Raw genomic sequence first — 24,330 nt, 5'->3', positions numbered from 1 at the left:
TGAATTTTCCATGGGACTGGAAGAGAAGCTGCCGAGCGGCTTTCTGCTGACCACCGTCGAACAGGCCGCGGGCTGGGTGCGCAAGTCATCCGTCTTCCCGGCCACCTTCGGCCTGGCGTGCTGCGCCATCGAGATGATGACCACCGGCGCCGGCCGCTACGACCTGGCCCGCTTCGGCATGGAGGTCTTCCGCGGCTCCCCGCGCCAGGCCGACCTGATGATCGTGGCCGGCCGGGTCAGCCAGAAGATGGCGCCGGTGCTCCGCCAGGTGTACGACCAGATGCCCGCCCCCAAGTGGGTCATCTCCATGGGGGTTTGCGCCTCTTCGGGCGGAATGTTCAACAATTACGCGATCGTCCAGGGCGTCGACCACATCGTCCCGGTGGACATCTACCTCCCCGGCTGCCCGCCCCGCCCCGAGATGCTGCTGGACGCGATCCTCAAGCTCCACCACAAGATCCAGGGCTCGAAGCTCGGCGTGAACCGGGAAGAGGCGGCCCGCGAGGCGGAGGAAGCGGCCCTCAAGGCCCTCCCCACCATCGAGATGAAGGGGCTCCTGCGGTGAGCGACGACCCGGCAGCCGTGGAGAACGGCAACAACGTTCCGGCGCCCAGGCCCGTGGCCGGCCCCGAGGTGATCGGCGTCCGCAAGGGCATGTTCGGCGCGGACAACGGCGGCGACACCAGCGGCTACAGCGGCCTCGTCCGCACCGTGGCCCTGCCCGGCGCGAGCGTCCGCCCGTACGGCTCGTACTTCGACGAGGTCGTCGACGAGCTCGAAGGCGCCCTGGAGGAGCAGGACCTGCTCCCGGAGAACGCGATCGAGAAGGTCGTCGTCGACCGGGGCGAGCTGACCCTGCACATCGACCGCGAACACCTCGTCCGCGTCGCCTCCACCCTGCGCGACGACCCGGCACTGCGCTTCGAGCTGTGCACCGGGGTCAGCGGAGTGCACTTCCCCGGCGACAAGGGCCGCGAGCTGCACGCCGTCTACCACCTGCGCTCGCTCACCCACGGCCGGATCGTGCGGCTGGAGGTGTCCGTGCCGGACGCCGACCCGCACCTGCCGACGCTCGTCGCGGTCTACCCGACGAACGACTGGCACGAGCGCGAGGCCTACGACTTCTTCGGCCTCGTCTTCGACGGCCACCCGGCCCTCACCCGGATCATGATGCCGGACGACTGGCAGGGCTTCCCCCAGCGCAAGGACTACCCGCTCGGCGGCATCGCCGTCGAGTACAAGGGCGCCCAGATCCCGGCTCCCGACCAGCGGAGGTCGTACAGCTGATGAACACCCCCAACGACTCGCACCACGCCTCCGCGCGCGAGACCACCGAGGGCACCGTCTACACCGTCACCGGCGGGGACTGGGACGAGATCGTCCAGTCGGCGGCCCGCGCGGACGACGAGCGGATCGTCGTCAACATGGGCCCCCAGCACCCCTCCACCCACGGGGTGCTCCGCCTGATCCTGGAGATCGACGGCGAGACGGTCACCGAAGCCCGCTGCGGCATCGGCTACCTGCACACCGGCATCGAGAAGAACCTCGAATACCGGAACTGGACGCAGGGCACCACCTTCGTCACGCGCATGGACTACCTGACGCCCTTCTTCAACGAGACGGCCTACTGCCTCGGCGTCGAGAAGCTCCTCGGCATCACCGACCAGATCCCCGACCGCGCCACCGTCATCCGCGTCCTGCTGATGGAGCTCAACCGGCTCTCCTCCCACCTGGTGTGCATCGCCACCGGCGGCATGGAGCTGGGCGCGACCACGATCATGATCTACGGCTTCCGCGACCGCGAACTGATCCTCGACATCTTCGAGCGGATCACCGGCCTGCGCATGAACCACGCCTTCGTCCGCCCCGGCGGCCTCGCCCAGGACCTTCCCCCGGGCGCCGTCGACCAGCTGCGCGACTTCATCAAGACCATGAAGAAGAACCTGCCGGAGTACGACAAGCTCGCCACCGGCAACCCCATCTTCAAGGCCCGCATGCAGGACGTCGGCTACCTCGACCTGACCGGCTGCATGGCGCTCGGCGCCACCGGCCCCATCCTGCGCTCCGCCGGACTGCCGCACGACCTGCGCAAGACCGACCCGTACTGCGGCTACGAGACCTACGAGTTCGACATCCCCACCACCGAGAGCTGCGACTCCTACGGACGCTTCCTCGTCCGCCTGGAGGAGATGCGCCAGTCGCTGCGGATCGTCGAACAGTGCCTGGACCGCCTGGAGCCCGGCCCGGTCATGGTCGCCGACAAGAAGATCGCCTGGCCCGCCCAGCTCGCCATGGGCCCCGACGGACTCGGCAACTCCCTCGACCACATCAAGAACATCATGGGCACCTCCATGGAGGCCCTCATCCACCACTTCAAGCTGGTGACCGAGGGCTTCCGGGTGCCGGCCGGCCAGGCGTACGCGGCCGTCGAGTCCCCCAAGGGCGAACTCGGCGTCCACGTCGTCTCCGACGGGGGCACCCGCCCCTACCGGGTCCACTTCCGCGACCCGTCCTTCACCAACCTGCAGGCCATGGCCGCGATGTGCGAGGGCGGCCAGGTCGCCGATGTCATCGTCGCCGTCGCCTCCATCGACCCCGTGATGGGAGGCGTCGACCGATGACCACCAGCCCAGCGAACGCAGGGGTCAGCCTGGGGATGCCGCAGCTGCCCGCCCCCGACTTCCCCGCCGACGTACGCGCCCGGCTCGAAGCGGACGCGCAGCAGGTGATCGCCCGCTACCCCGACAGCCGCTCCGCACTGCTGCCGCTGCTGCACCTGACCCAGTCGGAGGAGGGCTACGTCTCGCGCACCGGCATCCGCTTCTGCGCCGAGGTGCTGGGCCTGACCACCGCCGAGGTCACCGCCGTCGCCACCTTTTACACCATGTACCGGCGCAAGCCCTCCGGTGACTACCAGGTCGGCGTCTGCACGAACACCCTGTGCGCGGTGATGGGCGGCGACGCCATCTTCGACGAGCTCAAGGAACACCTCGGGGTCGGCAACAACGAGACCACCCCCGACGGCAAGGTCACCCTCGAACACATCGAGTGCAACGCGGCCTGCGACTACGCCCCCGTGGTGATGGTCAACTGGGAGTTCTTCGACAACCAGACCCCCGAGTCCGCCAAGGCCATGGTCGACGACCTGCTCGCCGGCCGGCCCGTCGAACCGACCCGGGGCGCGCCGCTGTGCACGTACAAGGAGACCGCCCGGATCCTGGCGGGCTTCCCCGACGAGCGCGAGGGCGCGGTCGAGGCCACCGGCGGCGCCGGCCCCGCCTCCCTGATCGGCCTGCGCATCGCCCGCGGCGAGTCCCCGCACACCCCGATCGTCCACCCGCGCGGCGAGTCCCGCGGGGACGGCCGCGGCAGCGCCATCACCGAGGGAGGGGAGTGATGACCGTGTCCACCGAACTGAGTAAGAACGGCACGAGTCCGGAGAAGCTCCTCGCGCCCGTCCTGTCGGCGTTCTGGGACGAGCCCGAGTCGTGGACGCTCGCCACCTACCGGCGCCACGAGGGCTACGAAGGCCTGCGCAAGGCCCTCACGATGACACCGGACGAGGTCATCGCCTACGTCAAGGACTCCGGTCTGCGCGGACGCGGCGGCGCCGGCTTCCCCACCGGAATGAAGTGGCAGTTCATCCCGCAGGGCGACGGAAAGCCGCACTACCTCGTCGTGAACGCCGACGAGTCGGAGCCGGGAACCTGCAAGGACATCCCCCTCCTCTTCGCCAACCCGCACTCCCTCATCGAGGGAATGATCATCGCCTGCTACGCGATCCGCTCGGAGCACGCCTTCATCTACCTGCGCGGCGAGACCGTGCCGGTGCTGCGGCGGCTGCACGAGGCGGTGCGCGAGGCGTACGCGGCCGGATACCTCGGCCAGGACATCGGGGGCAGCGGACGCAACCTCGACATCACGGTGCACGCGGGCGCGGGCGCGTACATCTGCGGCGAGGAGACGGCACTGCTCGACTCCCTCGAAGGCCGGCGCGGTCAGCCCCGGCTGCGTCCCCCCTTCCCCGCGGTCGAGGGGCTCTACGCGTGCCCCACTGTCGTCAACAACGTCGAGTCCATCGCCTCGGTTCCCGCGATCCTGAACAAGGGCAAGGACTGGTTCAAGGCCATGGGCACCGAGAAGTCCCCCGGCTTCACGCTGTACTCGCTCTCGGGCCACGTCGTCGGCCCCGGCCAGTACGAGGCCCCCCTCGGCATCACCCTGCGCCAGCTCCTCGACATGAGCGGCGGGATGCGCCCCGGCCACCGGCTGAAGTTCTGGACCCCGGGCGGCTCCTCCACCCCCATGTTCACCGACGAGCACCTCGACGTCCCCCTCGACTACGAGGGCGTCGGCGCCGCCGGCTCCATGCTCGGCACCAAGGCCCTCCAGTGCTTCGACGAGACCACCTGCGTGGTGCGCGCCGTCACCCGGTGGACCGAGTTCTACGCCCACGAGTCCTGCGGCAAGTGCACCCCCTGCCGCGAAGGCACGTACTGGCTCGTCCAGCTGCTCCGCGACATCGAGGCCGGCAAGGGCGTCATGTCCGACCTCGACAAGCTGAACGACATCGCCGACAACATCAACGGCAAGTCCTTCTGCGCGCTCGGCGACGGCGCCGCCAGCCCGATCTTCTCCTCGCTGAAGTACTTCCGCGAGGAGTACGAGCAGCACATCACGGGCAAGGGCTGCCCCTTCGACCCCAAGAAGTCGACCCTCTGGGCTGACACGGAGGTGAACGCATGACCGTCACCACGAACGCTCCCGCCGGTGGCGGAGAGGCCGCGGTGCCACCCCCGCAGGACCTGGTGTCCCTGACCATCGACGGACTCGAACTGTCCGTCCCCAAGGGGACCCTCGTCATCCGCGCCGCAGAACAGCTCGGCATCGAGATCCCCCGGTTCTGCGACCACCCGCTCCTCCCCCCGGCCGGCGCCTGCCGCCAGTGCATCGTCGAGGTCGAGGGCCAGCGCAAGCCGATGGCCTCCTGCACCATCACCTGCACCGACGGCATGGTCGTCAAGACGCAGCTGACCTCGGAGGTCGCCGACAAGGCCCAGCGCGGGGTGATGGAGCTGCTGCTCATCAACCACCCGCTGGACTGCCCCGTCTGCGACAAGGGCGGCGAATGCCCCCTGCAGAACCAGGCCATGTCGCACGGCAACGCCGAGTCCCGGTTCGAGGGCCGCAAGCGGACGTACGAGAAGCCTGTCCCGATCTCCACGCAGGTGCTCCTGGACCGCGAGCGGTGCGTGCTGTGCGCGCGCTGCACCCGCTTCTCCAACGAGATCGCCGGCGACCCCATGATCGAACTGCTCGAACGCGGCGCGCTCCAGCAGGTCGGCACCGGCGAGGGCGACCCCTTCCAGTCGTACTTCTCCGGCAACACCATCCAGATCTGCCCCGTCGGCGCCCTCACCTCGGCCGCCTACCGGTTCCGCTCCCGCCCCTTCGACCTCGTCTCCTCCCCGAGCGTGTGCGAGCACTGCGCGGGCGGCTGCGCGACCCGGACCGACCACCGGCGCGGCAAGGTCCTGCGCCGCCTGGCCGCCGAGGACCCCGAGGTCAACGAGGAGTGGATCTGCGACAAGGGCCGCTTCGGGTTCCGCTACGCGCAGCGCCCGGACCGGCTCACCACCCCGCTGGTGCGCGGCGCCGACGGCGTCCTCGCCCCCGCGAGCTGGCCGGAGGCCCTGGAGGCCGCCGCCCGCGGGCTCGGTGCCGCGCGCGGCCGGGCCGGGGTCCTGACCGGCGGCCGGCTCACCGTCGAGGACGCCTACGCGTACGCCAAGTTCGCCCGCGTCGTCCTCGACACCAACGACATCGACTTCCGGGCCCGCGTGCACAGCGCGGAGGAGACCGAGTTCCTGGCCGCCTCCGTCGCCGGCACCGGCAAGGACCTCGACGGCACCGGCGTCACCTACACCTCCCTGGAGGCGGCCCCGGCCGTGCTCCTCGTCGGCATCGAGGCGGAGGAGGAGGCCCCCGGGGTCTTCCTGCGGCTGCGCAAGGCCCACCGCAAGCACAAGCAGCGGACCTTCGCCCTGGCCCCCTTCACCACCCCCGGCCTGCGCAAGGCGGGCGGCACCCTGCTCGCCGCCGCCCCCGGCACCGAACCCGAATGGCTGGCCGCACTGGCCTCCCGTACGGGCCTGGAGGCCGGCGGAGCCGAGGCCGCCGAGGCACTGCGCGCGCCCGGCGCCGTCATCGTCGTCGGGGAGCGCCTCGCCGGCGTGCCCGGCGCGCTGACCGCCGCCGTACGCGCCGCCACCGCCACCGGGGCCCGCCTGGTGTGGATCCCGCGCCGGGCCGGGGAGCGGGCCGCCGTCGAGGCGGGCGCCCTGCCGTCGCTGCTGCCCGGCGGCCGCCCCGCCACCGACCCCCGGGCCCGAGGCGAGGTCGCCACCGCCTGGGGGCTGGACGAACTCCCGCACCGCTACGGCCGCGACACCGGCCAGATCGTGGAGGCCGCCGCCACCGGCGAGCTGTCCGCCCTGCTGGTCGCGGGCGTCGAACTCACCGACCTGCCGGACCCGGAGCGCGCCCGGACCGCACTGAAGGAGGCCTTCGTGGTCTCCCTGGAGCTGCGGCCCGGCGAGGTCACCGACCAGGCGGACGTGGTCCTCCCGGTGGCTGCCGTCGCCGAGAAGGCCGGTTCCTTCATCAACTGGGAAGGCCGGATCCGGCCGTTCGAGGCCGCCCTGAAGCCCGACCAGATGACCCGCCGCCTCGCCCCGGCCGACGCCCGCGTGCTGCACATGCTGGCCGACGCCGCCGACCGGCCGATCGCCCTGCCCGACGTGCACGCCGTACGCCGGGAGCTGGAGCGCCTCGGCCCCTGGGAGGGCGAGCTCGCGGCCGAGCAGTCCACCGGCCCCGAGCCGCTGCCCCGCCCCGGCGCGGGCGAGGCGGTCCTCGCGGGCCACCGGCTGCTGCTCGACCAGGGCCGGCTCCAGGACGGCGACGAGGCCCTCGCCGGGACCCGGCACGAGGCGAACGCCCGGCTCTCGGCCGCGACCGCCGCCGAGACCGGCGTCAAGGACGGCGACCTCCTCGCCGTCACCGGCCCGGCGGGATCCACGGAACTCCCGCTGAAGGTCACCGACATGCCCGACCGGGTGGTGTGGCTCCCGCTGAACTCCACCGGCTCCGGCGTCCTCGCCGACACCGGCGCCCGGCCCGGCACCCTCGTCCGGATCGGCCCGGCCATCCCCGCCGACGCCGACGGCACCACTGCGGAGGTGGGCGCGTGAACGCGGCACACGGCGACTTCGTACAGCTCGCGGCCGAGGACCTCAGCCTGTTCGGCCGGGACGTCTGGTGGCTCGTCCTGATCAAGGCGGTGTTCTGCTTCGCCTTCCTGATGGTGACCGTGCTGTTCTCCATCGTGTGGGAGCGCAAGGTCGTCGCCTGGATGCAGCTGCGCATCGGCCCCAACCGGCACGGACCCTGGGGCATGCTCCAGTCGCTCGCCGACGGCGTCAAGCTGATGCTGAAGGAAGACCTCATCGTCAAGCGGGCCGACAAGGTCGTGTACGTCCTGGCCCCGATCATCGCGGCGATCCCGGCCTTCATGGCCATCGCGGTGATCCCCTTCGGCCCCTCCGGCAACGAGGTGTCGATCTTCGGCCAGCGCACCACGATGCAGCTCACCGACCTGCCCATCGCGATGCTGTACGTCCTCGCGGTGGCCTCGGTCGGGATCTACGGCATCGTCCTCGCCGGCTGGTCCTCCGGCTCGACGTACCCGCTGCTCGGCGGCCTGCGCTCCTGCGCGCAGATGATCTCGTACGAGATCGCGATGGGCGCGGCCTTCGCCTCCGTCTTCCTCTACTCCGGGTCGATGTCGACCTCGGCGATCGTGGAGGCGCAGGCGGACCGCTGGTACATCGTGCTGCTGCCGGTGTCCTTCATCATCTACGTGATCACGATGGTCGGCGAGACGAACCGCGCCCCCTTCGACATGCCGGAGTCCGAGGGCGACCTCGTCGGCGGCTTCAACACCGAGTACTCCTCCATCAAGTTCGCGCTGTTCATGCTGGCCGAGTACGTCAACATGGTCACCGTCTCGGCGGTCTCGGTCACCCTCTTCCTGGGCGGCTGGCGGGCCCCGGCGCCGATCTCCACCTACTGGGAGGGCGCGAACCACGGCTGGTGGCCGATGCTCTGGTTCGTCCTCAAGGTCCAGCTGCTGCTGTTCTTCTTCATCTGGCTGCGCGGCACGCTGCCGCGCGTGCGCTACGACCAGCTGATGAAGCTCGGCTGGAAGGTGCTCATCCCGGTCTCCGTGGTCTGGCTGATGCTGGTCGCCAGCGTCCGGGCACTGCGCAACGAGCGCTACGACTTCAGCGAGATCGTCCTCTACGTCGGCAGCGGGGTCGTCGCGATCCTGCTGCTCTCCTTCGTCGCGGACGTCTTCCGCGACAAGCGCGAGAAGACGGCCGCCACCGAAGCCGGGAAGGCCGCCGCGGCCGAGCCCTTCGACCCGATGGCGGGCGGTTTCCCCGTACCGCCCAAGCCCGGCCAGCACCTGGCTCCCGTACCGCGCAGGCGGCCCCGCGCGGAGCGCGAGCTGATTGTCAGTGGCCAGGCCAATACTGACAGTGACCGAGAGGAGGCTTGAGAGATGTCTGACGAGAAGTGGCAGAACCCGGTGGCGGGCTTCGGCGTGACCTTCAAGGCCATGTTCAAGAAGCGCCTCACCGAGCAGTACCCGGAGCAGCCGAAGACCACCGCCGCGCGGTTCCACGGACGACACCAGCTCAACCGCCACCCCGACGGTCTCGAGAAGTGCATCGGGTGCGAGCTCTGCGCCTGGGCCTGTCCCGCCGACGCCATCTACGTGGAGGGCGCGGACAACACCGAGGAGGAGCGCTACTCCCCGGGCGAGCGGTACGGGCAGGTCTACCAGATCAACTACGCCCGCTGCATCCTGTGCGGGCTGTGCGTCGAGGCCTGCCCCACCCGTGCGCTGACCATGACCAACGAGTTCGAACTGGCCGACGAGAGCCGCGAGTCGCTCATCTACACCAAGGAGCAGCTCCTCGCCGGCCTGACCGAGGGCATGGTCGAGGCCCCGCACTCGGTCTTCCCCGGCACGGACGAGCAGGACTACTACCGCGGACTGGTGACCGGGGCCGCCCCGGGCACCGTCCGGCAGGTGGCCGTCTCCAAGGGCGAGAGCCCGGCCGACTCGGCCGAGGAGGTGCAGGCGTGAGCGCCCTCGCGGCGTCCGCCGCCACCGTGACCTCCACCGGGGAGGCCGTGCAGTTCTGGGTGCTCGGCATCACCGCCGTCATCGGCGCGCTGTGCACGATCCTGATGAAGAAGGCCGTCCACAGCGCCCTCTGCCTCGCCGGGACGATGATCATCCTGGCGGTCTTCTACCTCGCCAACGGCGCCTACTTCCTGGGCGTCGTCCAGGTCATCGTCTACACCGGCGCCATCATGATGCTGTTCCTCTTCGTGGTCATGCTCGTCGGCGTCACCGCCGCCGACTCCCTGAAGGAGACCCTCAAGGGGCAGCGCTGGATGGCCGCCCTGTGCGGGCTCGGCTTCGGCGTCCTGCTCGCCGCCGGCATCGGCAACGCCGGGCTCAGCCACTTCAACGGCCTCGGCAGGGTCAACTCCGCCGGGCACGTCGAGGGCCTGGCCGAGCTGATCTTCACCCGCTACATCTTCGCCTTCGAGATCACCGGCGCCCTGCTGATCACGGCGGCCGTCGGCGCGATGGTGCTCACGCACCGCGAGCGCACCGAGCGGGCCGCCACCCAGCGCGAACTCGCCGAACAGCGGGTCCGCGAGGGCGTCCAGCTCCCGCCGCTGCCGGCCCCCGGCGTCTACGCCCGGCACAACGCCGTCGACATCGCCGGCCTGCTGCCGGACGGCACCCCGTCCGAGCTCACCGTCAGCAAGACGCTGCGCGCCCGCGGCCAGATCCGCGACGTGTCCAGCCAGGCGATGGACGACCTCAAGGCACTGGAGCAGCGTTCCACGGAGCGCCTCGGCCGTGAGGAGGCCTCGAAGTGAATCCGGTCAACTACCTGTACCTGGCCGCGCTGCTGTTCACCATCGGCGCGACCGGGGTGCTCATCCGCAAGAACGCGATCGTGCTGTTCATGTGCGTCGAGCTGATGCTCAACGCCTGCAACCTCGCCTTCGTGGCCTTCTCCCGGATGCACGGCAACCTCGACGGCCAGATCATCGCGTTCTTCACGATGGTCGTCGCCGCCGCGGAGGTCGTGGTGGGCCTCGCGATCATCGTGTCGCTGTTCCGTACCCGCCACTCGGCCTCGGTCGACGACGCCAGCCTGATGAAGCTGTAAGGGGCGTTCACAGTGGAGAATCTGATTGCGCTGCTGATCGCGGCGCCCCTGCTCGGGGCGGCGGTGCTGCTCTGCGGCGGCCGGCGCCTCGACAAGGCCGGGCACTGGCTCGGCACCCTGTTCGCGGCCGCCTCCTTCGGGATCGGCGTCGTCCTCTTCGCCGACATGCTCGGGCGCGGGGCCGAGGACCGGACCCTGCACCAGCGGCTGTTCAGCTGGATCCCGGTGGAGGGCTTCCAGGCCGACATGGCCTTCCAGCTCGACCAGCTGTCGATGACCTTCGTCCTGCTGATCTCCGGCGTGGGCACGCTCATCCACATCTACTCCATCGGCTACATGGAGCACGACGAGCGGCGCCGCCGCTTCTTCGGCTACCTCAACCTGTTCGTCGCGGCGATGCTGCTGCTCGTCCTCGCCGACAACTACCTGCTGCTGTACTTCGGCTGGGAGGGCGTGGGCCTCGCCTCGTACCTCCTGATCGGCTTCTGGCAGCACAAGCCCAGCGCGGCCACCGCCGCGAAGAAGGCCTTCCTGGTCAACCGGGTCGGCGACATGGGCCTGTCGATCGCGATCATGCTGATGTTCACCACTTTCGGGACCTTCGCCTTCGAGCCGGTGTTCGGCGCGGTCGGCGAGGCGACGGAGGGCAAGCTGACGGCGATCGGCCTGATGCTGCTGCTGGCCGCCTGCGGCAAGTCGGCGCAGGTCCCGCTGCAGTCCTGGCTCGGTGACGCGATGGAGGGCCCGACCCCGGTCTCGGCCCTCATCCACGCCGCCACCATGGTCACCGCCGGCGTCTACCTGATCGTCCGCTCGGGCGTGATCTTCAACGGGGCGCCCGACGCCCAGCTGGTGACCACCGTCGTGGGCGCGGTCACGCTCCTCTTCGGTGCGATCGTCGGTTGCGCGAAGGACGACATCAAGAAGGCCCTCGCCGGCTCCACGATGTCGCAGATCGGCTACATGATCCTGGCCGCGGGCCTCGGCCCCATCGGCTACGTCTTCGCGATCATGCACCTGGTCACGCACGGCTTCTTCAAGGCGGGCCTCTTCCTCGGCGCCGGTTCCGTGATGCACGGGATGAACGACGAGGTGGACATGCGCAAGTACGGCGCCCTGCGGAAGTACATGCCGGTCACCTTCGTCACCTTCGGCCTCGGCTACCTGGCGATCATCGGCTTCCCGGGTCTGTCCGGGTTCTTCTCCAAGGACATGATCATCGAGGCGGCCTTCGCGAAGGGCGGCACCCAGGGCTGGATCCTCGGCGGGGTCACCCTGCTGGGCGCCGGCATCACCGCCTTCTACATGACCCGCGTCATGCTCCTCACCTTCTTCGGGGAGAAGCGCTGGCAGCCCGCCCCGGACCCGGCCACGACCCCGGGCGTGGAGCCCGGCGCCGAGGCCCGCCCCGGGGAACTGCCGCACCCGCACGAGTCCCCGAAGTCCATGACCATCCCGATGATCATCCTGGCGTTCGGGTCGGTCTTCGCCGGCGGCTTCTTCGAGATCGGCGAGCGCTTCCTCACCTGGCTGGAGCCCGTCACCGGCTACGAGCACGGCAACCCGCCGGTCAGCGCCATGGCGGTGACCGCCTCCACCATGGTGGTCCTGCTCGTCGGCGTCGGCATCGCCTGGGCGATGTACGGCAAGAAGCCCGTCCCCGTCGTCGCCCCGCGCGGCTCGTTCCTCACCCGGGCGGCCCGGCGGGACCTCTTCCAGGACGACGTCAACCACGTCGTCCTCGTACGCGGCGGCGAGCACCTGACCCGCTCGCTCGTCTACGTCGACCACAGCCTGGTCGACGGAGTGGTCAACGGTACGGCGGCCTCGGTCGGCGGGCTCTCCGGCCGGCTGCGCAAGCTGCAGAACGGCTACGCCCGCAGCTACGCGGTCTCGATGTTCGGGGGCACGGCGATCCTCATCGCCGCGACCCTGCTGATGAGGGCGGTGTGAGATGAGTTTCCCGCTTCTGACGGTGACGGCGGCCGTGCCCGCGGTCGGCGCGATCCTGACGGCGGCCGTCCCGGCCGCCCGCCGGACCGCCGCCAAGTGGCTCGCGCTGCTGTTCTCGCTGGCGACACTGGCCCTGGCCGTGCTCGTCGCGGTCCGCTTCGAGCCCGGTGGCGACCGCTACCAGCTCACCGAGTCCCGCGCCTGGATCGCCGACTTCGGCGTCCGCTACGAACTGGGCGTGGACGGCATCGGGGTGGCGCTCATCGCGCTCACCGCGCTGCTGATCCCCTTCGTGATCGGGGCCGGCTGGAACGACGCCGACCCCCTGGCTGAATCCATTAGTGGCTCCGCCACGTGGCAGCCCTCGCGCTGGCGGCCGACGCAGGGCTTCTTCGCCCTGATCCTCATGGTCGAGGCGATGGTGATCATCTCCTTCGAGGCCACCGACGTCTTCCTCTTCTACATCTTCTTCGAAGCCATGCTCATCCCGATGTACTTCCTCATCGGCGGCTTCGGGGACCGGGCGCACTCCGGCACCGACGAGAACGCCGCCGCGCAGCGCTCGTACGCGGCGGTCAAGTTCCTCCTCTACAACCTGGTCGGCGGCCTGATCATGCTGGCCGCCGTCATCGGGCTGTACGTGGTCGCCGGGAACTTCTCCCTCCAGGAGATCACCGCCGCCCGCGCCGCCGGCACGCTCGACATGGCCACCAACACCGAACGGCTGCTGTTCCTCGGCTTCTTCTTCGCCTTCGCGGTGAAGGCCCCGCTGTGGCCGCTGCACACCTGGCTGCCCAACGCCATGGGCGAGGCCACCGCCCCCGTCGCCGTACTGATCACCGCGGTCGTCGACAAGGTCGGCACCTTCGCGATGCTCCGCTTCTGCCTCGGGCTGTTCCCCGAGGCCAGCAAGTGGGCCACGCCCGCGATCCTCGTCCTGGCGCTGATCAGCATCGTCTACGGCGCGCTCGTCGCCGTCGGACAGCGGGACATCAAGCGGCTGGTCGCCTACGCGTCCATCTCGCACTTCGGCTTCATCATCCTGGGCATCTTCGCGATGACCTCCCAGGGCCAGTCCGGCGCCACCCTGTACATGGTCAACCACGGGATCTCCACGGCGGCGCTGATGCTGGTCGCCGGCTTCCTGATCTCCCGGCGCGGTTCGCGGCTCATCGCCGACTACGGCGGCGTGCAGAAGGTGGCCCCGGTCCTCGCCGGCACCTTCCTCATCGGCGGCCTCGCCACCCTGTCCCTGCCGGGCCTGGCCCCGTTCGTCAGCGAGTTCCTGGTCCTGGTCGGCACCTTCGCCCGCTACCCGGTCGTCGGGATCATCGCCACCATCGGCATCGTGCTGGCCGCCCTCTACACGCTGGTCCTCTACCAGCGCACCATGACCGGCCCCGTCAAGGAGGAGGTCCGCACCATGCCGGACCTGCGCCTGCGGGAGGTACTGGTGGTCGCCCCGCTGATCGCGCTGCTGATCGGCCTCGGCGTCTACCCGAAGCCGCTCACCGAGATCGTCAACCCGGCGGTGGAGCACACCCTGTCGGACGTGAAGCAGACCGACCCGAAGCCCGAAGTGGCTGTCGAGGCGGTCCACGCCAAGAATGGGGAGGCGGCCAAGTGAGCACAGCGACTGCTGCCCGGAGCCTGCTGACACTGGCGGCCGAAGGTCCGGTCGACCGGATCCCGGCCCCGCACATCGAGTACGCGCAGCTCGCGCCCACGCTGATCGTGGTGGGCGCGGCGATCCTCGGAGTCCTCGTCGAGGCCTTCGTCCCGCGCAAGTCCCGCTACTACGTCCAGGTGTTCCTGGCCGTCGCCGCACTGGCCTCGGCCTTCGCCGCGGTCGTCGGCCTCGCCGCCGGCGGGTACGGCAGCACCAAGGCACACATCGCCGCCATGGGCGCCCTCGCCGTGGACGGCCCGGCGCTGTTCCTCCAGGGCATCATCCTGCTCTCGTCGATCGTGGCCGTGTTCACCTTCGCCGAGCGCCGCCTCGACCCGGCGGCCCACGGCAACCGGGTGGACTCCTTCGCCGCGCAGGCGGCGTCCGTCCCGGGCAGCGACAGCGAGAAGGCCGCCGTCAAGGCCGGGTTCACCACCACCGAGGTGTTCCCGCTGGCCCTGTTCGCGGTCGCCGGCATGCTGATCTTCCCCGCGGCGAACGACCTGCTGACGCTGTTCGTGGCGCTGGAGGTCTTCTCCCTCCCGCTGTACCTGCTCTGCGCGCTCGCCCGCCGCCAGCGGCTGATGTCGCAGGAGGCCGCGGTCAAGTACTTCCTCCTCGGCGCCTTCTCCTCGGCGTTCCTCCTCTTCGGCATCGCGCTGCTCTACGGCTACGCGGGCTCCGTCTCCTACGCGGTGATCGCCGACGTCGTGGACGGCAGGGTCCAGAACCTCGACCCGGCCCTCGCCGCCACCATGGGCAACGACGTACTGCTGCTGATCGGCGGCGCGCTCATCCTGATGGGCCTGCTGTTCAAGGTCGGCGCCGTCCCCTTCCACATGTGGACCCCGGACGTCTACCAGGGAGCCCCGACCCCGGTCACCGGCTTCATGGCGGCCGCGACGAAGGTCGCCGCGTTCGGGGCGCTGCTGCGCCTGCTGTACGTGGTCCTGCCGGGCCTGCGCTGGGACTGGCGGCCGGTGATGTGGGGCGTCGCGATCGTCACGATGCTGGCGGGCGCGGTGATCGCCGTGACCCAGACCGACGTGAAGCGGCTCCTGGCGTACTCCTCGATCGCGCACGCCGGTTTCATCCTGGCCGGTGTGATCGCCACCTCCGCGGAGGGCGTCCAGTCGGTCCTCTTCTACCTGCTGGCCTACTCCTTCGTGACGATCGGCGCGTTCGCCGTGGTCACCCTGGTCCGGGACGCGGGCGGCGAGGCCACGCACCTGTCCAAGTGGGCGGGGCTCGGGCGGCGTTCGCCGCTGACGGCGGCGGTGTTCGCGGTGTTCCTGCTGGCCTTCGCCGGCATTCCGCTCACCTCCGGCTTCGCCGGGAAGTTCGCCGTGTTCAAGGCGGCGGCGGAGGGAGGCGCCGGGGCGCTGGTCGTGGTCGGTGTGATCTCGTCCGCGATCGCCGCGTTCTTCTACATCCGGGTGATCGTGCTGATGTTCTTCAGCGAGCCGAAGGCCGACGGCCCGACGGTGGCCGTCCCCTCGCCGCTGACGATGACCACCATCGCGGTGGGCGTCGCCGTCACCCTGGTGCTGGGTCTGGCGCCGCAGTACTTCCTGGACCTGGCGGGGCAGGCGAGCACCTTCGTCCGCTGACCCCGTCCGGGTGGGTACGTCTCAGGGCCCGGCTCCCCTCGGGGGGCCGGGCCCTGACGCGTACGGGGCTACCCGTGGTGGGTGTGGGCCGGCGCCGTCACGCCCGGGGCGGGGGTGGTGGCGGGGCAGGTCAGGGCCGGGTTCCAGTTGTGGAAGCGGCCCGCCGGGTTGTCCTCGTACGCCCACATGTGCAGGTCGTAGTGCTTGGGCATGCCCGTCCAGTGGCCGGGCATCGGCCCGTCGAAGGGCAGGCCGAACATCGTCGGCCGGTCGTCGGTGGTCTTCAGGTCCTGGTCGCGGTCGGTGGACATCCACTCCACGGTCTGGAGCTTGCGGCGGCCGTGGCGGTCCTTCGCGGTGCTGTAGAGGAGCGCGGTCGGCTTGCTGGGGTCCTTCGAACCCCAGTTGGCCTGCTTGACGTAGTGGTAGCCCATGGAGCCCACCCCGAACGGGTTGGTCATGCACTCCTGGCCGTGCGGGACGTAGCCGTCCTTGAGGGCCTCCCGCTCGTCGGTGTACTTGGCCGTCACCGCGATGGCCGTCGCCATGTCCCGCATGGCCTGGGGGTCGAGCGGGTCGGGCGCGGGCCCCTCGACCCCGTGGGCCGGGGCCACGGCGGCCAGGCCGAGCGACACGGCGGCCGCGCAGGCGAGAAGGGTCTTCAGGCTCACGTAGTTCCTTAGGGATGCGTAGTGATCGTGGTGTGTTCTCGGGTTGGTGTCCGGGTCGTGCAGGGGGTGCCGGATGTGGGTTCGTGGATCGAATGGGTGACCTTTCGCGCGTGGTGTCGTTGATCGGATGACAGCACCGGATGACAGGGGAGGTGGGCGTTGAGTCGCAAGGTGCCGCTCGCCGCAGGTCAGGCCGCCCGGACCGCCTGTGCCCGTGGTCTGTTGCGGACGGGTGTGAACGAGGAGACCGGCGAACTCTTGGCGGTCTCGGTGCTTGCGGAGCGGGTCGGCTGGGCGGCCGATCTGGTGGCCTCCATGGTCACCGAGCTGCTGGCCGACCACTGGAACGCCCCCGACGTGGACCTGCTGGCCTCCGGGGAGGACGGCGGGGGCAGGAAGCTGCCGTCGAACGCGTGGATGGCTCTGCGGCGCCTGGGCTGGAGCGTCGCACCACCCGAAGGTATTCGGGTCAATGACCGGATCGTCCGCATGGTGCAGGAGCAGGCCGGACGCTTGCTGCGCTCGGCGCACTGGCGGGCCGACGTGACCGCCGGGGTCCTCAGGACTTGGCCTGCCGATCCCGGCAAGCGCACGCCGGGGGAGTGGGATGCGGTGCGTGCGGCAGTGCCGGATGGGCGGCATCTGCCGTCCGGCGTCGTCAACTCCCGCACCCGGCAGATCGCCGCGTTCGCCAAGAAGCACGGGCGGATGCCGGTCGATGTGTTCGAGGTGGAGAGTGCGCCCAGAGCGGCACGGCTGCTGTTGCTGTCGGCGTGCGACGGGCAGCAGGCCACCATTGAACGTCACGAGACCGAGCCGGGCCGTGCGCTGTTGCGCTTGCAGCTCCCCACCCGGGCCGACCCGCGCTCGTACCGGGACTGGACATGGGTGTCCTGCCCCGTCAACCTGCCGCCGACCATCCCCGCGAACGCGGTGCTGCATCTGCCCACCCTGCGCCTCCATCAGGGCCGCGTCCGCGCCGATCTCGCCTACACGCACGCCGTGCCGAAGGCGGCCCGCAGTGGGCACAAGGTCGCTTTGGGTGTGGACTGGGGCCTGAACACCCTGCTGTCCGCCGGGGCCGCCCGGCTGAACGACGACGGGCGGATCACCGCACTCGGGGCCGGGGGGACATTCCGGTCGGCCGGAGTCTTCGCCAGGCAGCACCGGCTGCGACGGCAAGGCGAGCGCCTCCATGCCAAGACAGATCACTACCAACGACTGACAGCCAGGGATGATCAGCACGCCTTGGTCGCCAAACACGCTGTTCTGACCGACGAGATCGCGCGCGTCTCCACGCGCCGGTCGAACCTGAATGACGCACTGGCGTGGGCCGCCGCCCGCTGGGCGGTGGACCAGGCCATCACCGCCGGGGCGAGCGTCATCGACGTCGAAGACCTCCGCTCCATGGAAGCCCGTGGCATGGGCCGCACCATGAACACCCGTCTCTCCCAGCAGGTACGAGGGCAGATCGTAGAGCGGATGCGGCACCTCGCCGCCGAGACGGGCATCGCCGTGGTCACCGTCCCGGCACGCAACACCTCCAGACACTGCCCCCAGTGCCTCACCCCGCTGCGGCACCGCAAAGCCCCCGACAGGCCCACCGTCCCCGGCTGGAAATGGGCCATCTGCCCAAACCCCGACTGCCGCTGGCAGGGCGACCGCGACCAGGGCGCCTGGCAGCGCATCGCAGCACGCGGCCTGGCCCACCAGACCAAGACCGTCACCGACCGGACCACCGGCGCCATGGTCATCCGCACGGTCGTGGACCGAATCGAAGCGGCCGCGGTCATCACACCCACCGCGCCCAAGACCAGCCGACGGGACCGGTCCAAGACCGGCTCCACACGGCGACAGACAGCACGCCCCGCGCCCAGGCGACGCAGGGCACCCTCCCCCAACAGATCCATGGGTCCGGCGGGCAAGCGTCCGGAGGGACACGCTCACACGGACCGGACCCGGCTGCCACGCGCAGCCCACCGGCACCAGGACGTGACAACGATCAGCACACCCACCAGCCGACACCGGCCAAGAGGGGCAGCGCTGGGTGCGGGCTTCCACCTGCACGCCCACGTCACCCCACCACGATGGGACATCCCACCGCCAGACACCACGTCTGACATGGGATCACTGAGCTGATCAGAGACGCTGCGTACGGGCATCGGAACTCCTGGTGGGGTGGGGCCGTTTCGTCCACCATCGCGGGGAGGCGGGGGTCCCGCACGCGGCGGACCTCCGAACGGGGGCCCGGCACGCCCTAAGGGGTGGTGGCGGGGGCGGCGGCCGGGCGGGGCGGCCTGGTGGTGCCCGGGCGGCAGACGACGGACGGGTTGAAGGGCTCGAACCGTCCGGCGGGGTTGCCCTTCCACAGCCACAGGTGCAGCGAATAGTGGACCTTCTGCCCCGGGTAGCGGGCGGGCAGCGGGCCGCGGAACGGTTCCCCGAACAGCGAGGGCCGGTCGTCGTCGGTGTCCTCGCGGCCGTCGCGGTCCACGACCATCCATTCGAGGCCCGCGAGGCGCCAGCGGCCCGCGCCGTCGCCCTCGTAGAGCAGGGCGGTGGGCTTCTTCGGGTCGACGGAACCGTCGTAGGCGTGGTTGAAGTGCGGGTAGCCGAGGGCGCCGGCGCCGCCCGACGGGTTCACGACGCAGTACTTGTCGGGGACGTAGCCGGCGGCGACACCGGCCTCGTGCCGGTGGAACTTGGCCGTGGCCCGGTAGGCCTGGGCCAGTTGGGCGGCGGACGTGAGCCGGGGGGCCGGCGCGGGTGCGGGTGCCGGTGGGGCGGCAGCCAGGGTCGCGGCGGCCGCGAGGGCCAGGGGGATGAGCTTGGCGTTACGAGGGGCCATGCGAGCAGCGTCGCTCCGTCGGCCCCGGCCCGCCACGGCTGGGGGCGCGTACGGGTGGTCACACCGCCCGGGCGGCGTACGCGGACCCCCTACGACAGGCCCTCGGCCCGGGCCGTGGAGGCGGCCCGGGCCGAGGGGTGCGACGACAGGCCCTAGCGGGTGCCCACGATGCGGCCGGTGACCTCGCCGAGGCCCACGCGGGTGCCGTCGGCGCCGGGCGCCCAGGCGGTGAGGGTGACGGTGTCGCCGTCCTCCAGGAAGGTGCGCTTGCCGTCGGCGAGCTCGATGGCGTCGCGGCCGTTCCAGGTGAGCTCCAGCAGCGAGCCGCGCTGGTCGACCTCGGGGCCGCTGACGGTGCCGGAGCCGTAGACGTCACCCGTGCGCAGCGAGGCGCCGTTGACGGTCATGTGCGCCAGCTGCTGGGCGGCGGTCCAGTACATCGAGGCGAACGGCGGCCGGGCCACCTCCTGCCCGTTGATGGAGACGGTGATGCGCAGGTCGAAGCCGCCGGGGCGGTCGCTGTCGGCGTCGTCGAGGTAGGGCAGGAGCGGGAAGTCCCGGGCGGGCGGGGCGACGCGGGCCGCGTCCAGGGCCTCCAGGGGGGTCACCCAGGCGGAGACGGAGGTGGCGAAGGACTTGCCGAGGAAGGGGCCGAGCGGAACGTACTCCCAGGCCTGGACGTCGCGCGCGGACCAGTCGTTGAGGAGGAACAGCCCGAAGACGTGGTCCTCGAAGTCACCGAGCGCCACCGGGCTGCCCAGCTCGGAGGGGGTGCCGACGACGAAGCCGACCTCCGCCTCGATGTCGAGCTTCACGGACGGGCCGAAGACGGGCGCCGCGTCGGTGGGCGCCTTGCGCTGCCCGGAGGGGCGTACGACGTCCGTCCCGGAGACCACGATCGTCCCCGAACGGCCGTGGTAGCCGATCGGGAGGTGCTTCCAGTTCGGGGTGAGCGCGTCACCGTCGGGGCGGAAGATCTTCCCGACGTTGGTGGCGTGGTGCTCGCTCGCGTAGAAGTCGACGTAGTCGGCGACCTCGTACGGCAGGTGCAGGGTGACGTCGTCGAGCGGCAGCAGGTGCGGCTCCACCGTCTCGCGGTGGCCGGGGTCGGTGACCCAGGCGGTCAGCGCGCGGCGTACGTCGCGCCAGGCGGTGCGGCCGGCGGCGAGCAGCGGGTTCAGCGAGCCCTGGGCGAGGAGCCCGGCGTACGGGGAGCCGAGCGCGACGGCGACGGCGCCCGCGTCGAGCACGTGCCCGCCGATCCGCACACCGACACGGCGGCGCGTCGGCTCCTGGGGGGTGGAGAACACCCCGTACGGGAGGTTGTGCGGCCCGAACGGGTCGCCCTCGGGGACATCGAGGGGGCTCTGCTGGGGCATGGGATGCTGCCTCGCTTTCGGCGCGGTCCGGGGGTGTCCCGGGAGCTGGTGGACACGTTACGTGGCGGGTGGGGTCTGTGGGAGGCCGGATTCCTGCGCTATTTGTAGGACTTGTCCAAGGGGGTCCGTATCCTTGGCGCCGTGACTTCCGCCCTCCCCTATGCCTTGATCGCCACCGACCTGGACGGGACTCTGCTGTGCGCCGGGGACACCGTCTCCGCCCGCTCGTACGCGGCGCTCGCGCGGGCGCGCGCGGCCGGCGCCCAGCACATCGTCGTCACCGGACGCCCCGTTCCGCAGGTCCGCCATGTTCTTGACAGCCTTGGGTACACGGGGCTCGCGGTGTGCGGGCAGGGCGCGCAGGTGTACGACGCGGCGCGCGGGCTGCTCCTGCACTCCGACTCGATGGACCGGGGCCTGGCCGAAGTCGCCCTCGGGAAGATCGAGGCGGAGATCGGCGAGGTGTACGCGGCGGTCAACCAGGAGGGCCTGGACGCCGAGATGCTGATAGCGCCGGGCTACCGGGTGTGGCACCCGCACCTGCCGATGGTCCGCGTACCGAAGCGCGAGGACCTGTGGTCGGCCCCGATCAACAAGGTGCTGCTCCAGCACCCGCGACTGGACGACGACGAACTGACGCGGGCGGCGCGCGCGGTCGTCGGGGACCTGGTGAACGTCACGATGGCGGGGGAGCACACGGTGGAACTCCAGCCGCCCGGCATCGACAAGGGCGTCGGCCTGGCGCGGGCCGCGGAGGCGCTGGGGGTGACGGGCTCCTCGACGATCGCCTTCGGTGACATGCCGAACGACATCCCGATGTTCCGCTGGGCCGCCTGGGGGGTGGCGATGGAGGCCGCGCACCGCGAGCTGCTGGCCGTCGCCGACGAGGTGACCCTGTCGAACGAGGCGGACGGCATCGCGGTGGTCCTGGAACGGCTCTACGCCTAGGCGTCCGGGTCCCGCCGGGACCGCGTCGGGCCTCCGGGGGGCAGGGGCTCCGCGGAGGCCCGACGCTGCGTTCCGTCGTCCGGCGGCCGGGGGGCGAGGTCGGCGCTCCCTTCGGTCCCTGCGGGCGGGAGCGCGCGGCGCCCGCGCAGCGGGGAGGCGAGTGTCGGGACGAAGCTCAGGCAGAGCAGGGCCCCGCCCGCCCAGAGGGCCGCGCGTGGGGACGCGTACGCACCCATGGCTCCGGCCAGGCCGGCGCCGAGGGCCATCGCCCCGGTGAGGAGGAACCGGAAGGTGGCGTTCATCCGGCCGAGCAGGGTGCCCGGGGTGAGGCGCTGGCGAAGGCTCACTCCGAGGACGTTGGACGTCCCCGTCCTGACGGCGAAGAGGAGCCATCCGGCACCTGCCGCCCACAGCCAGACCCCCCGGTCCATCAGGGGTACCAAGAGGCCCGTCGGGGCGAGGCAGACGTCGGCGAGGACGAGCCCCCGCCCATGGCCGAACCGGTCGGCGAGGCGGCGGGCGCAGCGGGCCCCGAGGAACAGGCCGACTCCTCCGACTGCCCAGAACAGGCCCAGAGCACCCGCGGACAGGCCGAGTTCGCGGCTGAACACCACGGGCAGCATCGTGTTCACCATGACCGTCCCGAGGTTGCCCAGTGCGCCGGTGAGGGCGAGGGCGCGCAGTTCTCCGTGGCGCAGGACGTGCCGCAGGCCCTCGGAGATCAGGGCGCGCAGATCCGGGCCCCGGCCGGCGCCTCCCGGCGCCGCGGTGGTTCCACGGGCACCGCTCCGCGCCGTTCGGACCAACCGCAGTCCCGAACCCAGGTACCCCACCGCCGCGCACACCACCGCTGCCGGCGCGCCGACGAGCTGGACGAGGGCGCCGCCCGCACCCCGCCCGGCCACGTTGCCCGCGGCCATCAGGCTCACCATGGCGGAGTTGGCCGGTACCAGCGACTCGGGTCCGACCAGCTGGGGCAGGGCGCTCTGCGAGGCCACGTCGAAGAAGACGGTGGCGACCCCGCTCAGGAACACCGCGACGCAGAGCCCTTCGAAGGTCAGGACGTCGAACCACCAGGCCAGCGGGACCCAGGCGAGCAGTCCGCCACGCAGCAGGTCCGCGACGGCCAGGACCGTACCGGGCCTCAGCCGGTCGACCCACGCCCCCGCCGGCAGGCCGATGAGCAGGAAGGCCGCCGTGCTCAGGGAGGCGAGCAACCCGACCTGGCCGGGGCCCGCGTCCAGGGCCAGCACGGCGACCAGCGGGACGGCGACGTAGGAGACGTTCGTACCGAGAACGCTCAGGGTGGATGCGAAGAAGAGCACGCGGAAACCGCTCGATCGCCACGGGGACCGCGTGCCGGTGGTGGTGGGGAGGCGTGTGGGCATGCCCGGTACGGTGCCGGTCATCACAGCTCCGGGCCATTGTTTTAGCCTCTTCTAAATCCCGGTGAGCGGTCGGCTGCCGTGGGATTCCAGGGAGGCCGCCCGGTGCTGGAGATCGAGTTCTCGGCCGAGGACGTCGCGCGGACCCGCTTCGCCATCTCGCCGCTCTGGGAGGTCGTGGCCGGGGTGCGGGTGCTGTACGGCGCCGACGAACAGGGGCTGCACCGGCGGTGGGCCGGACAGGTACGCGCCCGGATCGCGGCCGCACGGCTCGATCTGACCCCGCTGACCGCGCTGGTACCGGTGACGGCGCCCTCCGTCCCGGGCTTCCTGTGCCCGCCGCCGAGCACGTCCGGCCCGTCGCTCACCGTAGAGCTTGCCGCGCTGCGGGCCACCCCGCCCGAGCGGCTGCGGGCCTCCGCGCCCGAGGCGCGGGCCGGCGTCGACGCGCTCCTGGCGGATCCCGGGCGCGGGCTCGGGAGGCTCGCCGATCTCATCGCGGCCTTCTGGGAACTGGCGATGGCCCCGTACTGGCCCCGCTTCCAGACGCATCTGGAAGCCGACATCCACTACCGGGCCCGCCGCTTCGCCGAGGACGGCACGCGGAGCCTGTTCGCGGACCTCGAACCCCAAGTGGCGTGGGCATCGGGGACCTTGAAGGTCGACCACCGTTTCCTGCGGGGCGTGCGCAGACTGGACGGACGGGGGCTGCTCCTCGTGCCGTCGGCGTTCGTGTGGCCGCGGGTGTTCTTGACGACGGACGCGGCGTACCAGCCCACACTGCGCTATCCGCCGCGCGGCATCGGCGCCCTGTGGGAGGCCTCGCCGGGATCGGCCTCCGAGGCCCTGTCCGGAGTGCTCGGACGGTCCCGGGCGCAGCTCCTCGCGGAACTCACCGCACCGGCGACGACCACCGAACTGGCCCGGCGCACCGGCCTCACCCCCGGCGGGGTGTCCCAGCACCTCGGCGCCCTGCGGGCGGCCGGCCTCGTGTCGGCGCACCGGGCGGGCCGGGTCGTGCTCTACGCGCGGACACGGGTGTCGGAGGAACTCGTCACGGGAGCCGGCCGGTAGCCCTGGCCGGCAGGCCCCCCTCGGACCCCGGGTACGGGCCTCAGCGACCCACCCCCGGGCGGCGACGGCCCCCACGCAGCAGGTCCAGGCGACCGCCCCGAGGGTCACGGCGACGGCGTCACAGCAACCCCTCCGCGCTCAGGGCGTTCCGCCGGGCGAATTCGGCCCGCAGCCGCTCCATGGGGTCGGCCGGCCGCCACAGCTCCGAGTCCGACGCCGTCTGTCGGTCTTCCGGTTCGATCACGACGCGCTCGTGACGCCGCACCTCGCGCGGGTGATCGGCCACGACTCCCCGATGCTCCACCTGCGGCGGCAGGGTGACGGCGGGATGTTCGACAGGTTCGCCGACCACGCCGAGGAGTTGTGGGAGCGCGGGGTGCCGGTCGGCCCCGCCGGCGCCTGAACCGGCCGTCGCACCCCGGGTCCGGGCGGAGCCCGGGGAACGGCGGAAGGGCGGGGCGGGGAGCG

At 71.2% G+C, this 24,330-nt stretch carries 21 protein-coding genes and 1 pseudogene; 17 read left to right on the top strand and 5 right to left on the bottom strand.

Translation table 11 applies throughout. The annotated features are described in order from the left end of the window. Positions 1-10: 10 nt before the first annotated feature. Genes OOK31_RS32130 through nuoN form a run of 13 tightly spaced genes read left to right on the top strand, consistent with a single transcriptional unit; the run spans position 11 to position 15,557 of the window. Entirely contained in the window at positions 11-565 is a 555-nt protein-coding gene (locus tag OOK31_RS32130) for an NADH-quinone oxidoreductase subunit B family protein (RefSeq protein WP_267090917.1), read from the top strand. Beyond that, positions 562-1,287: an NADH-quinone oxidoreductase subunit C gene (locus OOK31_RS32125; protein WP_267090916.1), complete on the top strand. Its 726-nt coding sequence runs from the start codon at positions 562-564 to the stop codon at positions 1,285-1,287. The genes OOK31_RS32130 and OOK31_RS32125 overlap by 4 nt, the downstream gene beginning before the upstream one ends. After that, a complete protein-coding gene (locus tag OOK31_RS32120) occupies positions 1,287-2,621 on the top strand; it encodes an NADH-quinone oxidoreductase subunit D (RefSeq protein WP_267090915.1) in 1,335 nt (444 codons plus the stop codon). The genes OOK31_RS32125 and OOK31_RS32120 overlap by 1 nt, the downstream gene beginning before the upstream one ends. Beyond that, positions 2,618-3,397, top strand: a complete 780-nt coding sequence (gene nuoE, locus OOK31_RS32115; protein ID WP_267090914.1) for an NADH-quinone oxidoreductase subunit NuoE — start codon at positions 2,618-2,620, stop codon at positions 3,395-3,397. Before OOK31_RS32120 ends, nuoE begins: the two co-directional genes overlap by 4 nt. After that, on the top strand, positions 3,397-4,746 hold the full coding sequence (gene nuoF / locus OOK31_RS32110; protein WP_267090913.1) for an NADH-quinone oxidoreductase subunit NuoF: 1,350 nt from the start codon (positions 3,397-3,399) through the stop codon (positions 4,744-4,746). The genes nuoE and nuoF overlap by 1 nt, the downstream gene beginning before the upstream one ends. Next, on the top strand, positions 4,743-7,253 hold the full coding sequence (locus tag OOK31_RS32105; protein WP_267090912.1) for an NADH-quinone oxidoreductase subunit G: 2,511 nt from the start codon (positions 4,743-4,745) through the stop codon (positions 7,251-7,253). The genes nuoF and OOK31_RS32105 overlap by 4 nt, the downstream gene beginning before the upstream one ends. Next, positions 7,250-8,623 carry an NADH-quinone oxidoreductase subunit NuoH gene (nuoH, locus tag OOK31_RS32100; protein WP_267090911.1) on the top strand — a complete coding sequence of 458 codons (1,374 nt, stop codon included), beginning with the start codon at positions 7,250-7,252 and terminating at the stop codon, positions 8,621-8,623. The genes OOK31_RS32105 and nuoH overlap by 4 nt, the downstream gene beginning before the upstream one ends. A gap of 3 nt (positions 8,624-8,626) precedes the next feature. Further along, a complete protein-coding gene (gene nuoI / locus OOK31_RS32095) occupies positions 8,627-9,217 on the top strand; it encodes an NADH-quinone oxidoreductase subunit NuoI (protein ID WP_267090910.1) in 591 nt (196 codons plus the stop codon). After that, a complete protein-coding gene (locus OOK31_RS32090) occupies positions 9,214-10,029 on the top strand; it encodes an NADH-quinone oxidoreductase subunit J (RefSeq protein WP_267090909.1) in 816 nt (271 codons plus the stop codon). The genes nuoI and OOK31_RS32090 overlap by 4 nt, the downstream gene beginning before the upstream one ends. Next, entirely contained in the window at positions 10,026-10,325 is a 300-nt protein-coding gene (nuoK, locus tag OOK31_RS32085) for an NADH-quinone oxidoreductase subunit NuoK (protein WP_030653455.1), read from the top strand. The genes OOK31_RS32090 and nuoK overlap by 4 nt, the downstream gene beginning before the upstream one ends. Before the next feature lie 12 nt (positions 10,326-10,337). Beyond that, on the top strand, positions 10,338-12,278 hold the full coding sequence (gene nuoL / locus OOK31_RS32080) for an NADH-quinone oxidoreductase subunit L (RefSeq protein ID WP_267090908.1): 1,941 nt from the start codon (positions 10,338-10,340) through the stop codon (positions 12,276-12,278). 1 nt (position 12,279) lies between these two features. Beyond that, the gene (locus OOK31_RS32075) at positions 12,280-13,905 is read left to right on the top strand and encodes an NADH-quinone oxidoreductase subunit M (protein WP_267090907.1); all 1,626 of its coding nucleotides are present in this window, start codon (positions 12,280-12,282) and stop codon (positions 13,903-13,905) included. Beyond that, positions 13,902-15,557: an NADH-quinone oxidoreductase subunit NuoN gene (gene nuoN / locus OOK31_RS32070; RefSeq protein WP_267090906.1), complete on the top strand. Its 1,656-nt coding sequence runs from the start codon at positions 13,902-13,904 to the stop codon at positions 15,555-15,557. Before OOK31_RS32075 ends, nuoN begins: the two co-directional genes overlap by 4 nt. Before the next feature lie 68 nt (positions 15,558-15,625). Here the strand turns inward: nuoN and OOK31_RS32065 are convergent, their stop codons facing one another. Continuing rightward, positions 15,626-16,228: a hypothetical protein gene (locus tag OOK31_RS32065; RefSeq protein ID WP_267090905.1), complete on the bottom strand. Its 603-nt coding sequence runs from the start codon at positions 16,226-16,228 to the stop codon at positions 15,626-15,628. Positions 16,229-16,387: 159 nt separating this feature from the next. Here OOK31_RS32065 and OOK31_RS32060 point away from each other — a divergent pair, with 159 nt between their 5' ends. Next, positions 16,388-18,367 (top strand): zinc ribbon domain-containing protein, encoded by a 1,980-nt coding sequence (locus OOK31_RS32060; protein WP_267090904.1) that lies wholly within the window; start codon positions 16,388-16,390, stop codon positions 18,365-18,367. A gap of 118 nt (positions 18,368-18,485) precedes the next feature. Here the strand turns inward: OOK31_RS32060 and OOK31_RS32055 are convergent, their stop codons facing one another. Continuing rightward, positions 18,486-19,076, bottom strand: coding sequence for a hypothetical protein (locus OOK31_RS32055; protein ID WP_267090903.1), 591 nt, complete (start codon positions 19,074-19,076; stop codon positions 18,486-18,488). A gap of 152 nt (positions 19,077-19,228) precedes the next feature. Continuing rightward, complete coding sequence (gene fahA / locus OOK31_RS32050; RefSeq protein WP_267090902.1) at positions 19,229-20,455, bottom strand: fumarylacetoacetase; 1,227 nt, start codon at positions 20,453-20,455, stop codon at positions 19,229-19,231. Positions 20,456-20,596: 141 nt separating this feature from the next. Between fahA and OOK31_RS32045 the strand changes: the two genes are divergently transcribed. Further along, positions 20,597-21,403, top strand: a complete 807-nt coding sequence (locus tag OOK31_RS32045; RefSeq protein WP_267090901.1) for a Cof-type HAD-IIB family hydrolase — start codon at positions 20,597-20,599, stop codon at positions 21,401-21,403. On the opposite strand, the gene OOK31_RS32040 is transcribed toward OOK31_RS32045, so the two are convergent. Continuing rightward, entirely contained in the window at positions 21,400-22,791 is a 1,392-nt protein-coding gene (locus tag OOK31_RS32040; protein ID WP_267090900.1) for an MFS transporter, read from the bottom strand. The two genes, OOK31_RS32045 and OOK31_RS32040, sit on opposite strands and share 4 nt — an antisense overlap. A gap of 102 nt (positions 22,792-22,893) precedes the next feature. On the opposite strand from OOK31_RS32040, the gene OOK31_RS32035 reads away from it, so the two are divergent. Then, positions 22,894-23,862 carry a DUF5937 family protein gene (locus OOK31_RS32035; RefSeq protein ID WP_267090899.1) on the top strand — a complete coding sequence of 323 codons (969 nt, stop codon included), beginning with the start codon at positions 22,894-22,896 and terminating at the stop codon, positions 23,860-23,862. Between the two features lie 118 nt (positions 23,863-23,980). On the opposite strand, the gene OOK31_RS32030 is transcribed toward OOK31_RS32035, so the two are convergent. Beyond that, positions 23,981-24,106 carry a hypothetical protein gene (locus OOK31_RS32030; protein WP_267090898.1) on the bottom strand — a complete coding sequence of 42 codons (126 nt, stop codon included), beginning with the start codon at positions 24,104-24,106 and terminating at the stop codon, positions 23,981-23,983. On the opposite strand from OOK31_RS32030, the pseudogene OOK31_RS32025 reads away from it, so the two are divergent. Beyond that, a pseudogene (locus OOK31_RS32025) lies at positions 24,083-24,265 on the top strand (XRE family transcriptional regulator); the annotation flags it as partial. The gene OOK31_RS32030 and the pseudogene OOK31_RS32025 sit on opposite strands and share 24 nt — an antisense overlap. Positions 24,266-24,330: the final 65 nt, after the last annotated feature.

Source organism: Streptomyces sp. NBC_00249, assembly GCF_026342355.1.
Lineage (GTDB): Bacteria > Actinomycetota > Actinomycetes > Streptomycetales > Streptomycetaceae > Streptomyces.
This window is presented reverse-complemented; position numbering and strand designations above follow the sequence as displayed.

Coding starts and splice junctions, on each gene's coding strand:
- nuoI (WP_267090910.1), top strand. CDS start 8,627: ATGTCTGACGAGAAGTGGCAGAACCCGGTGGCGGGCTTCGGCGTGACC.
- OOK31_RS32055 (WP_267090903.1), bottom strand. CDS start 19,076: ATGGCCCCTCGTAACGCCAAGCTCATCCCCCTGGCCCTCGCGGCCGCC.
- nuoF (WP_267090913.1), top strand. CDS start 3,397: ATGACCGTGTCCACCGAACTGAGTAAGAACGGCACGAGTCCGGAGAAG.
- OOK31_RS32105 (WP_267090912.1), top strand. CDS start 4,743: ATGACCGTCACCACGAACGCTCCCGCCGGTGGCGGAGAGGCCGCGGTG.
- OOK31_RS32120 (WP_267090915.1), top strand. CDS start 1,287: ATGAACACCCCCAACGACTCGCACCACGCCTCCGCGCGCGAGACCACC.
- fahA (WP_267090902.1), bottom strand. CDS start 20,455: ATGCCCCAGCAGAGCCCCCTCGATGTCCCCGAGGGCGACCCGTTCGGG.
- OOK31_RS32075 (WP_267090907.1), top strand. CDS start 12,280: ATGAGTTTCCCGCTTCTGACGGTGACGGCGGCCGTGCCCGCGGTCGGC.
- OOK31_RS32040 (WP_267090900.1), bottom strand. CDS start 22,791: ATGCCCACACGCCTCCCCACCACCACCGGCACGCGGTCCCCGTGGCGA.
- nuoE (WP_267090914.1), top strand. CDS start 2,618: ATGACCACCAGCCCAGCGAACGCAGGGGTCAGCCTGGGGATGCCGCAG.
- OOK31_RS32130 (WP_267090917.1), top strand. CDS start 11: ATGGGACTGGAAGAGAAGCTGCCGAGCGGCTTTCTGCTGACCACCGTC.